Origin of the sequence: Rhodospirillum sp. A1_3_36, assembly GCF_047263945.1 — a bacterium.
Lineage (GTDB): Bacteria > Pseudomonadota > Alphaproteobacteria > Rhodospirillales > Rhodospirillaceae > Rhodospirillum.
Genome location: NZ_JBLAVB010000003.1, coordinates 285468 through 300516, shown reverse-complemented (window position 1 = coordinate 300516; position 15049 = coordinate 285468). Strand labels below are relative to the sequence as shown.

General features: G+C 59.9%; 11 protein-coding genes and 1 pseudogene. 10 read left to right on the top strand and 2 right to left on the bottom strand.

Translation table 11 applies throughout. The annotated features are described in order from the left end of the window. Positions 1 to 244 precede the first annotated feature (244 nt). Complete coding sequence (locus ACLIRY_RS08960; protein ID WP_413205029.1) at positions 245 to 1357, bottom strand: NapC/NirT family cytochrome c; 1113 nt, start codon at positions 1355 to 1357, stop codon at positions 245 to 247. Between the two features lie 345 nt (positions 1358 to 1702). Between ACLIRY_RS08960 and ACLIRY_RS08955 the strand changes: the two genes are divergently transcribed. From ACLIRY_RS08955 to ACLIRY_RS08940, 4 genes are all read left to right on the top strand, one after another. Continuing rightward, positions 1703 to 2428: a winged helix-turn-helix domain-containing protein gene (locus ACLIRY_RS08955; protein ID WP_413205028.1), complete on the top strand. Its 726-nt coding sequence runs from the start codon at positions 1703 to 1705 to the stop codon at positions 2426 to 2428. A 191-nt stretch (positions 2429 to 2619) separates the two neighbouring features. Then, positions 2620 to 3303, top strand: coding sequence for a molecular chaperone (locus tag ACLIRY_RS08950; protein WP_413205027.1), 684 nt, complete (start codon positions 2620 to 2622; stop codon positions 3301 to 3303). A gap of 214 nt (positions 3304 to 3517) precedes the next feature. Continuing rightward, the gene (torA, locus tag ACLIRY_RS08945; RefSeq protein WP_413205026.1) at positions 3518 to 6007 is read left to right on the top strand and encodes a trimethylamine-N-oxide reductase TorA; all 2490 of its coding nucleotides are present in this window, start codon (positions 3518 to 3520) and stop codon (positions 6005 to 6007) included. A gap of 182 nt (positions 6008 to 6189) precedes the next feature. Beyond that, positions 6190 to 7563, top strand: coding sequence for an SLC13 family permease (locus tag ACLIRY_RS08940; protein WP_413205025.1), 1374 nt, complete (start codon positions 6190 to 6192; stop codon positions 7561 to 7563). Positions 7564 to 7575: 12 nt separating this feature from the next. On the opposite strand, the gene ACLIRY_RS08935 is transcribed toward ACLIRY_RS08940, so the two are convergent. Next, positions 7576 to 7911 carry a hypothetical protein gene (locus ACLIRY_RS08935; protein ID WP_413205024.1) on the bottom strand — a complete coding sequence of 112 codons (336 nt, stop codon included), beginning with the start codon at positions 7909 to 7911 and terminating at the stop codon, positions 7576 to 7578. A gap of 238 nt (positions 7912 to 8149) precedes the next feature. Here ACLIRY_RS08935 and ACLIRY_RS08930 point away from each other — a divergent pair, with 238 nt between their 5' ends. The 6 genes and pseudogenes from ACLIRY_RS08930 (at position 8150) to ACLIRY_RS08905 (ending at position 15024) form a co-directional block, all read left to right on the top strand. Then, positions 8150 to 8746, top strand: a complete 597-nt coding sequence (locus tag ACLIRY_RS08930) for a TIGR00730 family Rossman fold protein (protein ID WP_413205023.1) — start codon at positions 8150 to 8152, stop codon at positions 8744 to 8746. Positions 8747 to 8858: 112 nt separating this feature from the next. Next, complete coding sequence (locus ACLIRY_RS08925; RefSeq protein ID WP_413205022.1) at positions 8859 to 9890, top strand: sensor histidine kinase; 1032 nt, start codon at positions 8859 to 8861, stop codon at positions 9888 to 9890. Positions 9891 to 10138: 248 nt separating this feature from the next. Then, positions 10139 to 11356: an NADP-dependent isocitrate dehydrogenase gene (locus tag ACLIRY_RS08920; RefSeq protein WP_413205021.1), complete on the top strand. Its 1218-nt coding sequence runs from the start codon at positions 10139 to 10141 to the stop codon at positions 11354 to 11356. A 162-nt stretch (positions 11357 to 11518) separates the two neighbouring features. Then, a pseudogene (locus ACLIRY_RS08915) lies at positions 11519 to 11791 on the top strand (hypothetical protein); the annotation flags it as partial. 78 nt (positions 11792 to 11869) lie between these two features. Then, positions 11870 to 13450: a glutamine-hydrolyzing GMP synthase gene (gene guaA, locus ACLIRY_RS08910; RefSeq protein WP_413205020.1), complete on the top strand. Its 1581-nt coding sequence runs from the start codon at positions 11870 to 11872 to the stop codon at positions 13448 to 13450. Between the two features lie 317 nt (positions 13451 to 13767). Further along, positions 13768 to 15024, top strand: coding sequence for a tyrosine-type recombinase/integrase (locus ACLIRY_RS08905; protein ID WP_413205019.1), 1257 nt, complete (start codon positions 13768 to 13770; stop codon positions 15022 to 15024). Positions 15025 to 15049 lie beyond the last annotated feature (25 nt).

The window sequence follows — 15049 nt, the reverse complement described above, 5'->3', positions numbered from 1 at the left end:
TCAGAAGGTCACCCGGGCCCTTGCGAGGGGAGGGGCCGGGTGCAGAGGGTGGTCGAGCCGAACCCAAGATTCAGATCGTGACTTCACAGGTTTCCGCCATGCCTGTGCATGGCGCTAAGGGATGCAGGTTTCTTTGTGCCGCTCCGAAGGTAAAGAATACGGTGTTTTTATTCGTCATCCCCGTTTTACGTCGTCATCCCCGTGAAAACGGGGCCAGCTTGACTCAAGCTGGCCCATTTTCACTTTAGTTCAAGCCGTCTTTCGGTGCGTCCTTCGAGTGGTACTGAAGGTACTTGAGGACCAGCCTGTTTTGCTCCTTGTCCAATTGGGAGAACCGCTCCATGGCTTTGAGCTGACCGATCCATTGGTTGGCGAGGAACTGGTCGGTGTGGTGGACAACGTGGCAGACCGCGCAGTCGTTGGTGTAGAGGGACCCGGCGTAATCCCAGATCGGATCGATGGAATCCGTCAGGCCTTCCACGGGCATCCAGACATCCAGGCTGACCGGCATCCACACCTGATCCGTTTCGGGATCCGTCATGGCCTCGCCGACCTTGACCTCTTTGGCAGCGGCTTTGGTCAGGGCCGCGACCAGGATGCGCTTGCCTTGATCGCCATAGATAACCGTATCGGCGCCCTCCTGCCGCCATCCGGAGATGCGGACATTGATCTTGTCGCCATCCCGGGCCAGCACCTCCAGGCGAGAGGCGGGGAGCAACCGGCCCGAAGGCTTTGCGTCATCCTTGCCCAGGGTGAACGACAGGGTTTCCAGGGAATAGGCCACCTTGCTCAAATCGGCGCTGGCGCTGTCCTTTTTCAGGTTTTCGAAGGCATTGGCAAAGGCCTTCTTCATATCTGGCAGCTTATGGGCAATGCCCTTGTGGCAGTCGATACAGGTGGCGCCCTCTGCAATGGCGGTCGGATGATTCTTTTGGGCCTCTTCCCGCTGTTTCGGGATATCCATGGCGTCGAAGGCATGGCAGGAGCGGCATTCGCGGCTGTCGGTTTCCTTCATCCGCTCCCAGACCCCCTGAGCCAAAGCGAGGCGGTGTTCCTCGTAGGCTTCGGGTGTCGAGAGGGTGCCCAGAATGTGGTGGTAGAGGTCCTTCGAAGCCCGGATCTTGGCCCAGAGATAGGGCAGGCCGGATTCGGGAACATGGCAGTCGGGACAACCCGCCCGCACGCCCGAGGGGTTCATGTAGTGGGGGCTTTCCTTGTATTCCGCATAGGGAATCTCCATCTCGTGACAGGAGATGCAGAAGGTTGTGCTGTTTGTTGTGTTGAGAATGGCGTGCCCGGCGGTCAGTCCCACCGCCCCCAGGGCCACGCCGACGATGAGGATGAGGCTCCAAGCCAAGCGGCTCGGTCTCGCTAACCAGTTCCATGCCCGTTTGAGCATCCCAAGTGTCTCCAGTCTTATTGTAAAAAAGGCGGTTCGAACCCGTGGTCGGCAGGGGAGGAAAATCGACCTTTGATCTCCATAAGGTCTGCTCGCGATGCCTGTATCCCCCGAACCACCTTAGGGGCTTTTTTTGTTTGAGGGGAGTGTAGCGAAAGAGCGTAAATTGACTTTGTTGTGATCATGAACAATACGTAAAATGATGTTATCGGTTTGTGAATAAGCTAGAATTTTCACCCTTTTTCGTTATACCTGCGACCCGAATGATCCAACTTCGTGGCGCGGTTTTGAGATACCCCATCTATGACCAATCGATCTCATCTTTTGTATATCCGGGAGGACGCTCCGCCGCCGCCCGCCCTGGCCTCCATTTTCGAGCGCTCCGGGTTTGCCCTGTCCCATGTGGCCGAACCCGATCGGATTGGACGGTTCGGCCTGGGGAATGGATCGGCCCATCTTCCGGGGTATTCTCCCTCTCTGGTGATTTTCGACACGGATCTGCCCCCGCCCGGCGGTATGGAGGTGTTGAAAACCATTCACGACCACTGCCCGCTGGCTGGGATCATCATCTTGACGGCCGTGGCGGATTCTCTGGCTTGCATCCTCGGTTTGGAAATGGGCGCCGACGATGTGGTGGAGCGAACCCGGGATCCGCGGGAGGTCCTGGCCCGGGGCAAGCGCTTGCTCACCCGCCTGGCCGAGGTTCGGGATCGGGAGGGGGAACACCAGGAAATCCATTTCTCCGGGTGGACTTTGGACCTGGAGAAACGGGAAATGCTGTCTCCTCAAGGCGAAGCCCTGCGCCTGACCCGGGGGGAGTTTGAACTGCTCGCCGCCCTGGCTGCCCACCCGGGACAGGTCATGACCCGGGATTCCCTGCTGGACCATGTCAGTCACCGGGAATGGGCGCCCGCCGACCGGACGGTCGACGTGTTGGTTAATCGCCTGCGCCGCAAAATGGGGGAAGATCCCAGGGATCCCCGCCATATCGTCACCGTCCATGGCGTGGGCTATGTGCTGCGGATGTGAGCACGCCGCGAAGGCATTCTAGAGCATTTTGCGCAAAAGTGGGCACCGGTTTTGCGCATAAAAATGCGATAAAACAAAATATTAGAGCATCTTGCCTGATTCATGAATCAGGCAAGATGCTCTAAGCCGGTTCAAGCCTGCCAAGGGCGGGCCTCCCTTCTAACATCCTTTCCTATATTGGATTCTCAACCATGACCGACGCCCCGTCGACGCTCCCCGCTCCCGTCCTTCCTGCGGCGGATCGTGCCCTGTTGCTGGATTGGCTCGCCGGGCTTCTCACCCTGGAGCCCGACGCGGAAACCGTCGCCCTGCTCGCCGGAGAGGAGGGCGACCAGGTGATGTCCGATCTGGCCGATTATCCCGGATTGGACCGGGAGGCCGTGGCCCTGGTCGAGGCCCTGCGTAAGGTTCGGGCGGAAGAAGGCTCCGACGCCGGAGCGGCCCTGGCCCTGGCTGGGACATTCGGGACTCTGTTCCTGGGGGCGGGCACCAAATCCAAGGTGGCTCACCCCTATGCCTCGGTCTATCGGGACGGGGGCAGGACCCATGGGGAAACGACCGACCGGGCCGCCGCGTTCCTCGCCCGCAATGACCTGGATTTGGCCGAAGGGTTGAACGAGCCTGCGGACCATGTGGGGGTCCTGCTCGCCGCACTCGCCGCCCTGGCCGAACGGGAGGCCGAGGAAGAGGAAGAGGGGGACCTCGCCGCCGCCGCCACCTCCGCCGCCGAACAGGCGCAGTTTACGGCGGAAGAAATGCTCCCCTGGTTCCCCCAGTTCCGGGAACGGGTGGAGGCCGCAGACCCCCGGGGAGTCTATGCCGCCGCCGCCCGTTTGACGGAATGGATGCTGAAGGGCATGGGGTCCGGAGCATGATGGACGGGAAGGGGGCGCGCAACAGCGGCCCCTTTTTCCGGATCCGGTTCGGTTAACATTCCGATTACAAGGTTTTACTCCTGGTTCATGTTTCCCCCGAAAGTCGTTTACCCCTAACTTCTATACTCCCTCTCGGACCCAAGAAGAGGCGGTTCAACGGTTAAATGCAATGTTGCGATTGGCGTGTTGAGCCTAGTGTTTAGAGGAATTGACCATGGGTATGATCGACAAAACCAAAAGGACGGCCTTCGGCATGAACCGGCGGACCTTCCTACAAGGCACAACGCTGGCTGGTATCGCCGCCCTGGCGGGCCCCTCTCTGTTGGTCGGTGCCCGGCGGGCCCAGGCCCAGGCAGCGTCGTCGGGGCTTGCCCTGCAGGGCTCCCACTGGGGTCCTTTCCACGCAGTGATGGAAAACGGCAAGTTCGCTGCGGCCAAGCCCCTGTCCTTGGACTTCCATCCTACCGAAATGCTGGAAGGCATCGCGGATTCTGTCTACGCGGACAGCCGCATTCGCTATCCCATGGTGCGGAAGGGGTTCCTGGAAAACGGCCCTCGGGCCAATGACGCGACCCGTGGTACCGAGGATTTCGTGCGGGTGAGCTGGGACAAGGCCCTTGAGTTGGTCAGCAAGGAGCTGACCCGGGTGAAGGCCGATCATGGCAATACGTCGATTTTCGGCGGATCCTATGGCTGGAAGAGCGTTGGCAAGCTGCACAATTGCCGCAATCTGCTGGGGCGCCTGCTGAACCTGCACGGGGGCTATACCAACCATACCGGCGACTATTCCACCGGCGCATCCCAGGTGATCATGCCCCATGTGGTGGGACGTCTGGAGGTCTATGAACAACAGACCGCTTGGCCCGTGGTGGTGGAGAATTCGTCTCTGGTGGTGATTTGGGGCGCCGATCCCATGACCACCAACCAGATCGACTGGCTGCTGTGCGAGCACGGCGGGTTCGAGGGGATGGCGGCCCTCCGCGAAAAGGGAACCCGGGTGATCGTCATCGATCCGGTGCGCACCGATACCGTGGACTATCTGAATGCGGAATGGATCGCGCCCCGACCCCAGACCGATGTGACCATCATGCTCGCCATCGCCCATACCCTGATGAGCGAAGGGTTGGCTGACGATAGCTTCCTTGAGGATTATACCGTTGGCTATCCCGAATTCGCCGCCTATCTGAAGGGCGAGGAAGACGGGGTCGAGAAGACGCCGGAATGGGCCGAAGCCATTTCCACTGTGCCCGCCGATGTGATCCGCAAGCTGGCCCGTGATATGGCCGCCAATCGCACCATGCTGATGAGCGGCTGGTCCATGCAGCGCATGGACCATGGTGAACAGGCGCACTGGAGCTTGGTGGCCGTGGCCAGCATGCTCGGCCAGATCGGCTTGCCTGGGGGCGGTTTCGGTTTGTCCTACCACTATTCCAATGGCGGAACCCCAACGGCCAATGCCCCGGTCCTGCCGGGGATCACGGCCACGGGCAAGGCCGTGGAAGGGGCGGAATGGCTGGAGAAGAGCGGTCTCGTCTCGATCCCCCTGGCCCGTATCACCGACATGCTGATGAACCCGGGCAAGACCATCGACTTCAATGGCGGCAAGGTGACCTATCCGGATATCAAGCTGATCTATTGGGTCGGCGGCAATCCCTTGACCCACCACCAGAATACCAATGCCCTGGTGGAGGCCTGGAGGAAGCCGGAAACCGTGATTGTCCACGACATGTTCTGGACCCCCACGGCCCGCTTCGCCGATATCGTCCTGCCTGCGACCACGTCCTACGAGCGCAATGACATCGAGCAGGGCGGCAGTTACTCCCTGCGTCTGATGACCCCCATGCGGAAGGTGATTGATCCGCTGTTCGAGGCCCGCAGCGACTTCGATATCTTCAACGCTGTGGCCAAGGCTCTGGGCTATGGGGACGGCTTTGACGACGGCAAGGACGAAATGGGGTGGATTCAAAGCTTCTATGAAGCCGCGCTGACGCAAGCCAAGGCCCGGAACATCGACATGCCGGACTTCGAGACCTTCTGGAACGGCGATTTGCCCCTGGTCTTCGAACCCGACGATGCGGCCAAGAATTTTGTCCGCTACGCCGACTACCGGGAGGATCCGCTCCTTGAGCCCCTGGGGACTCCCTCGGGCAAGATCGAGCTGTATTCCAAGGCCATCGAAAAGATGGGCTACGATGATTGCCCGCCCCATCCGACCTGGATGGAGCCGGTGGAATGGTCCGGAGCCAAAGACTCCAAGTTCCCCCTGCATGTGACCACGGCCCATCCCAAGTATCGCTTGCACTCGCAATTGAATGGCAGTGCCGTTTTGCGCAAGAAGTACACCGTCCAGGGCCGCGAGCCCGTGCTGATCAATCCGGCTGATGCCGGGGAGCGGGGCATCAAGGATGGCGATGTTGTGCGGGTCTTCAATGACCGCGGTCAGGTTTTGGCGGGCGCAATTGTGACCGACAAGGTGCGTCCCGGCGTGCTCCGTCTGAACGAAGGCGGGTGGTACGATCCGGTCGAGCCGGGCACCCTTGGCACCCTGGATGCCTATGGCAGCGCCAACGTGCTGTCCGTGGACAAGGGAACCTCCAAGCTGGCCCAGGGCAACTGCGGTCATACGGTGGTCGCCGATGTCGCCAAATACGACGGGGATCTACCCGAGGTGAAGGTATTTACCCAACCCGCTGGGAGCGAATAACGGTTTAAAGGGCGGATTTAAGGATCCCGGGTACCAAGAACGAACATTACAAAGCCGGGCCGCCCTCGACATAGGGGAAGCGTCCGATAAGATGAAACGGGCGACGGAGCACTCCGCCGCCCGTTTTCCGTGGGGGTTCCCCTCCCCCCGATTTTCCCTCCCGCTATCCAGAGCGAGCGATCATGACAGCGGTGTCCCCCAAACCCACCATTGCCCTGGTGGCGATCCTGACCGTGGCCGTGGTTTTGTTGACCGGCCTGGTCGACGCACCTCTGGGCAAGGCCATGGTGGTTGTTCCCCTGGCCGTCGGTCTCTGGGCCACGGCAGCCCTGCCCGAATGGTTTAGCGCGCTGGCTTTTTTCACTCTGTGCATGGTCGGCAAGGTGGCAGCGCCGGACACGGTGTTTGCCGGTTTCGCCTCCTCGGCCATCTGGTTGGTCTTTGCCGGGATCGTCATCGGTGGTGCCATGGCCCATACGGGCTTGGGGGATCGGATGGCCGCCCGATTGGTCCCCTTGGTGAGCGGCTCTTTCCGGCGGTCAGTGGTGGGCACCATGCTTTTTGGCCTGTCTCTGACTTTTATGATGCCCTCGGCCATGGGGCGGGTTGTGCTGATTATTCCCATCGTAACCGCCCTGGCCGTGCATCTGGGATACACAAAGGGAACCAAGGGGCACCGGGGTCTTGTCATGGCCGGTGTCCTGGGAACCTTCATGCCCGCCTTCACCGTCTTGCCGGCAAATGTGCCCAACAATGTTTTTCTGGGTACGGTGGAGGCTATGCTGGGCGCACCACCTACCTTTGCCACCTACCTATTGCTGCACTTTCCAGTGCTGGGGTTGGGGAAACTGCTTCTCCTGGCGCCTTTGCTGATCCTCCGATATAGAGATCGGCCCGATCCCGATCAGGTTGCCGGTTTGGTGGCGGTGCCTCCTCTAGCAGGGCGGGAGCGCCGCTTGGCGCTGCTGTTGGCCCTGGCCTTCGTCCTTTGGGCGACGGATGGCATCCACGGCATCACTCCGGCTTGGGTGGGGATGGTGGTGGCGCTTTTTTGTCTGGCCCCCGGATCGGGCTTGCTTCCGGACAAGCCTTTGAAATCCATGAGCTTCGAGCCCCTATTCTATGTGGCGGGCATTGTTGGCATGGGGGCGGTTGCCCATGCCAACGGCCTGGGCGCCTGGGTGGCCGAGCACGTCTTGGCCGTGCTGCCGCTGGAACCGGATGCCCCGGCCCAAACCTTCGGTGTGTTGTCCGCCGTGTCGGTGGTGACGGGATTGGCCGTGACCCTGCCGGGAATCCCTGCGGTCATGACGCCCCTGACCGACACCCTGGCGGCGGCGACCGGTTGGTCGTCATGGGCGGTGGTCATGACCCAGGTGGTGGGCTATTCAACGGTGCTGTTCCCCTATCAGGCGCCGCCCCTGGTCGTGGCCATTCAGGTGGGGCAGTTGCCTCTGCGGGAGGTGGCCTGGTTCTGCGCGGTCATTGCTGCGCTGTCCATCCTGTTGCTCTGGCCCCTGGATTACCTGTGGTGGAGCCTGCTGGGATGGACGTAAGGGACGGAACCCTCATTTTGTTAAGGGGGTGTCGATCTCAGAGTTTGCTTTCAGGGAGGTTTCACAATCCAGGGGGGCGCCACCCCGGTCCCGGCAGACGTTCACGCGATTGACCAGAAGGTCGGAGACCAGGGAACAGGGCGAGTCCAGCACCGGCAAGGTCACCCGAGTGATGGTCTGGGTTCGAGAGGGCATCAGAGCCAGGGAAAACAGGCGGCCGGGCAAACGATCATTGCGCTGAACGGCGATTTCCAGGGTCAGAAAGCCGATATCACGCCCCATCTCATTGTCCATGCGGAAGGTCCCGAGACAGGCGCGATCCTTGGTCTCCAGACGTTCCAACGTCACTATCAGGCTCGCTTCTTGGGCGAGAACCGGGTGCCTTGGCAATAGGGTGCCCATGGCGCATGTGAGTGCCAAAAAGACTGTTCCTATTCGCTTTTTCATACCGATTGCCCCCCAGCTCTTTCCTTTTCTACCACGGAGCAACCAATCCCGCTACGGGGCTGGAGCGGGATTGGTTGCGTCTTGTCCGAGAGCGGGCTAATCAAGGGAAAGGCTTTCTTCGTATGGAGTGCGTCCCACCATGTCCCGTTTACGATCGCTTTGTGTGTTTTGTGGTTCCTCTACCGGTGCCGATCCCGCCTATGAGCAGGCCGCAATTACCCTTGGCCAGTCCCTGGCGCGGGAGGGGATTACCTTGGTTTTTGGAGCCGGGAATGTGGGGTTGATGGGGGCTGTGGCCACCGCAGCTCTGAACGAAGGGGGCCGGGTGGTCGGGGTCATTCCGGAACATTTGACTCGGGTGGAGACACCAAACAGCAATCTGATGGAGTTGCATGTCGTTGAATCCATGCATACCCGCAAACGAATGATGTTCGATCGGTCCGATGCCGTCTGTATCCTTCCCGGTGGCTTGGGAACCTTGGACGAGACCTTTGAATTCCTCACCTGGCGGCAGCTGGAATTGCACCATAAGCCGGTGATTCTGGCGAATATCCAAGGATACTGGGACCCCTTGCTGACCCTCATTGACCGGGTGATCGAGGAAGATTTTGCCCGGGCAACGGCGCGGGGATTGTTCACAGTGACCAATGACATCACCGAAGTTATCCCCATCGCTCGGGGGGAACTGCCCATGAATGGAACTCACCCGGAAGGACCCTCCACACATTTGTTTTAGATAAAGGATTTATGCACATCCCTTTGGATGTATTGGCTTGCTTCCTTATGGATTTTTCCATGCGTTTAGGCTTAGGCTCCTGCGACAGAAATGGACAGAGGACAGACAGGTCATGCAGAGAGATGCCTTGCCTGACGGCTTGACCAGCGACGGTCTGAAAAAGCCCGTTGCCGTGATGGTGTTGCTCGGGGTGGTGATTTTCGTGACCATCTCCACAGCCTTGATCGCCTGCGATGCCTTTGACCGTTTCTATGCCTTTTCCCGCGGACACGAGGACTGGGACCTGGATGAACTCGTCCTGGTTGGTTTCACGGGGCTGCTGATCATGAGCCTATGGGGGGTTTGTTTCGCCATGTTGGCGATCCGACGCCTGAGAGGGCAGATGGCGGCCACAGAAGCGGCACGGAAGGAAGCGGAGCAGCATGCCGCCCGGGCGCGACTGGCGGAGGCGGCGCGCACGCGGTTTCTGTCCAATATGAGCCATGAGCTGCGCACGCCCTTGAATGCCATTGGCGGTTTTTCGGACCTTTTGATGGAAGACCTGTTGGAACGTGAGGAGAATGGGACACTGTTCACTTACGCCAAACACATCAACGAAGCCGGTGAAAGTCTTACGGCCCTGGTGGACGATGTGCTGACTTTAACGGATCTGGAGACGCGCGATCCGACGGTTGTGGTCGATGTGGTTGACCCCCTTCAATGCCTTGAAACGGTGGCCGACGAGTTGAAACCCCTGTTGGCACCCCGGGCCAGCACGATTGTTTTGATGTCTCCGGTTCTCCCCGTTCCTCCCGTTCAGACAAATCGAGAATACCTGTCCCGGATCCTGCGGAATCTTCTCGGTGAATTGGTATTGGAATGCCCCGGGTCCGATATTCTCTGTCAGTCGGATACCTCCCGGAAGGGAGAGTTCGGGTTGACTCTGATGGTTCGGAATCTCGTTTGGAGTGAAGAGCGAATCCGGGAACTTGAGAATATGCATGATTATGGCGAGGGCGAAGCCCGCAGGCCCCGGCAAGGACCGGGGACCGGATTGGCCATCTCCTTGGCCCGTGGCTTTTTGGCGGTCCTGGGAGGGCGGCTGGAATTGATCCGGGATAGTGGAGGGGCCCGCGGTTTCCGGGTGGTGCTGACGGCTCCGTAGAAAGGCTCCCGGATACCCCTTCGAAGAGAAGTTTCTTGCGAAAGATGGCGGCGATGCTATGTTGCCGCCGTCCGTGACGGCGCCGTCCGGGGCCAAACAGCGTTTGACCCGGGAATACCAGAGCCGGGACGGTGAGAGGGCCTGGGGATCCTGGGTCTCTTTCCCATCCGGTCTCGCCGCGCGACCAGATATTTTGGGGCACACCCCGCCGGACGCCGCGACCTTCTCACCACTCCGGGGAAACGATAATGAGCAAGATCAAGGTGAAAACTCCCGTCGTCGAGCTCGACGGCGACGAAATGACCCGCATCATCTGGCAGTTCATCAAAGACAAGCTGATTCTGCCCTATCTGGACATCGACCTGAAGTACTACGACCTCAGCGTCGAAAAGCGGGACGAAACCGACGACCAGATTACCGTGGACGCCGCCAACGCCATCAAGGAATACGGCGTGGGCGTGAAATGCGCCACCATTACTCCCGACGAACAGCGGGTTGAGGAATTTGGCCTCAAGAAGATGTGGAAGTCTCCGAACGGCACGATCCGGAACATTCTGGGTGGCACCGTGTTCCGCGAGCCGATCATCTGCTCCAACGTGCCCCGCTATGTCCCTGGCTGGACCCAGCCGATTGTCATCGGCCGTCACGCCTTCGGCGACCAGTACCGCGCCACGGACCTGAAGGTTCCCGGTGCGGGTACCCTGACCATGAAGTTCGTGCCCGAAGATGGCGGCGAGCCCATCGAACTGGAAGTGTTCAAGTTCCCGGACGCGGGCGTGGCCATGTCCATGTACAACCTGGATGAGTCCATTCGCGGTTTCGCCCGGGCCAGCATGAACTACGGTCTGGAGCGCGGATGGCCAGTCTACCTGTCCACCAAGAACACGATCATGAAGGCCTACGATGGTCGGTTCAAGGATCTGTTCGAGGAAGTCTTCCAGGCTGAGTTCGCCGACAAGTTCAAGGAAGCGGGCATCACCTACGAACACCGTTTGATCGATGACATGGTGGCTTGCTGCATGAAGTGGTCCGGTGGTTTCGTCTGGGCCTGTAAGAACTACGACGGCGACGTGCAGTCCGACACCGTTGCCCAGGGCTTCGGCTCACTGGGTCTGATGACCTCGGTTCTGATGACCCCCGATGGCAAGACGATCGAGGCCGAGGCCGCCCATGGGACGGTGACGCGCCACTACCGCCTGCACCAGAAGGGCAAGGAAACCTCGACCAACCCGATTGCATCGATCTTTGCCTGGACACAGGGCCTGAAGTTCCGCGGCAAGTTCGACGAGACCCCCGATGTGGTGGCCTTCGCCGAGACCCTGGAAAAGGTCTGCGTCGAGACGGTGGAAGCGGGTTTCATGACCAAGGATCTGGCCATTTTGATTGGTCCCGAGCAGCCCTGGCTGACCACAAACCAGTTCCTGGACAAGTTGGACGAAAACCTGACCAAGGCCATGGGCGCCTAAATCCGGTTTTATACGATTATGTTGGGAAAGGGTCCGCCACAGCGCGGACCCTTTTCGCGTTTGGTCGCAAAGCGATCCAACTTGATCTCGGAATACTTTATGGTGGCATGGGCAGAGTGCTCGCACGGGGTTTGAACAGGCGAAGGGGGGCGGTGGCGCGGTGGCAGGCGGAGCGACAATGTCGAGGATAGGCGGGGCGAGGCGTCCAATTTCGGGCGCACGACTCGCTCGGGGGGACGGCGGGGGAGCGGCTTGCTCGGGCTTCTGCTCAGTGGGCGCTTTGGAAAATGGGGATTTCTGACCGCCGTTGGCCTGATTGTCGCCTCCTACATGGGGGTTGACCTGGGCGGCATGCTCGGCGACGTGGAGCCCGCTCGGACGCCTGCGACACCTTTTCCGTGCAGAATCCGTGAGGAAAGGGGCGTCATGGCTTGAGGCCGGGGGGTTGTTGGAGTACTGTCCCCTCCCCTTAAATCCACGGATTGACCCCGTTTGAGAGTGGATGGCGCACAGATGACCGACAAGACCGCTTCCGTTGTGGCCGAAGACCGGATCCTTATTATTGATTTCGGCTCCCAAGTCACCCAGTTGATCGCCCGCCGGGTGCGGGAAAGCGGGGTCTATAGCGAGATCCACCCCTTTAACGCGGTGACGGCGGACTTCATCAAGGCCTTCGCCCCCAAGGGCGTGATCCTGTCGGGTGGTCCCGCCTCTGTCACCGCTGCGGATACGCCCCGGGCGCCGCAGGACCTGTTCTCCATGGGGCTGCCGGTTTTGGGGATCTGCTACGGTCAGCAAACCATGGTCTCCCAGCTTGGTGGATCGGTTGAGGACCCGGGTCACCGGGAATTCGGTCGGGCCTTCGTTGATGTCACCGGGGACTGCGTTCTCTTCCACGGCGCCTGGGATCTAGGGGCTCGGGAACAGGTCTGGATGAGCCACGGTGACCGGGTCGAGAGCATCCCCGAGGGCTTTCGGGTCGTGGGCACCAGCGAGGGCTGTCCCTTCGCTGCCATCGCCGATGACGAGCGCCGTTTCTACGGTGTCCAATTTCATCCCGAGGTCGCCCACACCCCCCACGGGGCCCAACTGCTGCGCAACTTCACCCATGGGGTCTGTGGGTGCGGCGGCGACTGGACCATGGCGGCGTTCAAGGAACAGGCCATTACCAAGGTACGGGATCAGGTGGGCTCGGGCCGGGTGATTTGCGGCCTGTCCGGCGGTGTGGACAGCTCGGTTGTGGCGGCGCTGATCCACGAGGCCATCGGCGACCAACTGGTTTGCGTGCTGGTCGACCATGGCATGATGCGCCAGGGCGAGACGGATCAGGTGGTGAAGGTCTTCCGAGACCGCTTCAATATCACGCTGGTGCACCGGGATGCGAGCGATCTGTTCCTGACCAAGCTGGACGGCGTGACCGATCCGGAAGCCAAGCGCAAGATCATCGGCGCGACCTTCATCGACGTTTTCGAGGAAGAGGCCCGCAAGGTCGGCGGGGCGGACTTCTTGGCCCAGGGGACCCTCTATCCGGATGTGATCGAAAGCGTCTCCTTCACCGGCGGCCCAAGCGTGACCATCAAGAGCCACCACAACGTAGGCGGTCTGCCCGAGCGCATGAACATGTCCCTGGTGGAGCCTCTGAGGGAGCTGTTCAAGGACGAGGTTCGGGATCTGGGGCGCGAGCTGGGCCTGCCCGAGGAAATGGTGGGGCGCCATCCCTTCCCGGGTCCGGGACTGGCGATCCGCATCCCCGGCCAGCCCTTGACCAAGGACAAGTTGGATATCCTGCGCAAGGCCGATGCAATCTATCTGGAAGAAATCCGCGAGGCGGGTCTATACGACGCCATCTGGCAGGCTTTTGCGGTACTTCTGCCGGTGCGCACGGTCGGTGTGATGGGCGATGCCCGTTCCTATGACTTCGCGCTGGCCTTGCGGGCGGTTACCAGTACGGATGGCATGACGGCTGATTATTATCCCTTCGACCATGGTTTCCTTGGACGGGTGGGAAACCGCATCATCAACGAAGTGAAGGGTGTCAACCGGGTGGTCTATGACGTGACCAGCAAGCCCCCCGGGACCATTGAGTGGGAATGATTCAGAGCCACTCAAACATACCCCACGATACGCCAGAATATCCTTTAAATCAATGATATAAAACGAAAATTCTGTCGTCGACTTTCGCGGACTATCGAGGGGCAAGCGTCGCAAGTGACGGACTTTTCGACGGATCGCCTACGCTTGATCAATTGACCTTTTGAAAGTACCGTCAGCGGAATGGAAGCCGCTGACGGTCTTTTTTTGAGCTTAGACCATTGAAAATAAATACGAAATTTTCGTGAGAATGGCTCAAAAATCGCTGACGGACTTTTTGGTGGTTTTCCTCCCTATTTTGCCGGATTCAGGAGGCCGCAATGCTGACCGATGCAGCGATCAAGTCATTGAAACCAAGAGATAAAAGCTACAAGGTGACGGACCGGGATGGAATGTACCTGCTTGTGCAGCCGTCGGGCGCGCTGACTTTCCGTTTCGACTACCGCCTGAACGGCCGCCGCGAAACGGTCGTCATTGGACGATACGGGCCGACTGGCGTGTCACTGGCGCGGGCTCGAGAAAAACTGCTGGAAGCCAAAAAGGCGGTCCAGGAAGGACGCTCTCCGGCGATCGAGAAGCAGAGCGCAAAACGGAAGCTGAAGGAAGCCAAGAGCTTCGGCGAATTTGGCGAACGCTGGCTCCAGGAAGGCCGGATGGCCGATAGCACCAAAGCCATGCGGCGCGCCATTTACGAACGCGACATCCTGCCGAAGTTTCGCAAGCGGCTTCTGACGGAGATTACTGCCGAGGATTTGCGGGCGCTTTGCACGAAAGTGAAGGAACGCGGCGCGCCGGCTGTGGCAATTCATGTCCGCGACATTATCAAACAGATTTATGCCTTCGCGATCCTGCATGGCGAGAAGGTCCATAATCCCGCCGACGATGTCGGTCCTGCATCGATTGCTCAATTTGTCGCCCGTGATCGTTCGCTGTCGCCATCGGAAATCCGGGTCATGTTCGGCCAACTCGAGCATGTCCCGACCCTCCCGACCATCCGCCTCGGCATGAAGCTGCTTCTCTTGACGATGGTCCGTAAGAGCGAGTTGCAGGACGCTGTCTGGGATGAGGTCGATTTCGAGAATGCCGTTTGGTCTATCCCGAAGGAACGGATGAAGCGGTCTCGCCCGCACAACATCTATTTGTCACAGCAGGCGTTGGACATTCTGATCGCGCTGAAAACCTGCTCGGGCAATTCGCGCTACCTGTTGCCATCTCGTTACGATGCCGACGCACCGATGTCGCGCGCCACCTTCAACCGGATTACGACTGCCGTCGTGGTTAGGGCCAAGAAGGAAGGCCTGTCGCTTGAGCCGTTCACAGTGCATGATCTACGGCGAACCGGCTCGACGCTCTTGAACGAGTTGGGTTTCAACAGCGACTGGATCGAAAAGTGCCTGGCCCATGAAGACGGCCGCTCGTCGCGGGGCGTCTACAACAAAGCGGAATACGAGCACCAGCGCCGACACATGATGCAGGAATGGGCCAACATTGTTGATGCCTGGATCGCAGGGCAAAAATACGCGCCGACGATCTTTCCGCCCACGATGGACCTGTTGTCGCCAGGGACGGACGATTGATCGAATGAAGCCGCGTCTCTTCCCG

Excerpts from the sequence above, each read along its gene's own strand:
- ACLIRY_RS08955 (WP_413205028.1), top strand. The coding sequence starts at position 1,703 with ATGACCAATCGATCTCATCTTTTGTATATCCGGGAGGACGCTCCGCCG.
- ACLIRY_RS08950 (WP_413205027.1), top strand. The coding sequence starts at position 2,620 with ATGACCGACGCCCCGTCGACGCTCCCCGCTCCCGTCCTTCCTGCGGCG.
- torA (WP_413205026.1), top strand. The coding sequence starts at position 3,518 with ATGGGTATGATCGACAAAACCAAAAGGACGGCCTTCGGCATGAACCGG.
- ACLIRY_RS08940 (WP_413205025.1), top strand. The coding sequence starts at position 6,190 with ATGACAGCGGTGTCCCCCAAACCCACCATTGCCCTGGTGGCGATCCTG.
- ACLIRY_RS08930 (WP_413205023.1), top strand. The coding sequence starts at position 8,150 with ATGTCCCGTTTACGATCGCTTTGTGTGTTTTGTGGTTCCTCTACCGGT.
- ACLIRY_RS08925 (WP_413205022.1), top strand. The coding sequence starts at position 8,859 with ATGCAGAGAGATGCCTTGCCTGACGGCTTGACCAGCGACGGTCTGAAA.
- ACLIRY_RS08920 (WP_413205021.1), top strand. The coding sequence starts at position 10,139 with ATGAGCAAGATCAAGGTGAAAACTCCCGTCGTCGAGCTCGACGGCGAC.
- guaA (WP_413205020.1), top strand. The coding sequence starts at position 11,870 with ATGACCGACAAGACCGCTTCCGTTGTGGCCGAAGACCGGATCCTTATT.
- ACLIRY_RS08905 (WP_413205019.1), top strand. The coding sequence starts at position 13,768 with ATGCTGACCGATGCAGCGATCAAGTCATTGAAACCAAGAGATAAAAGC.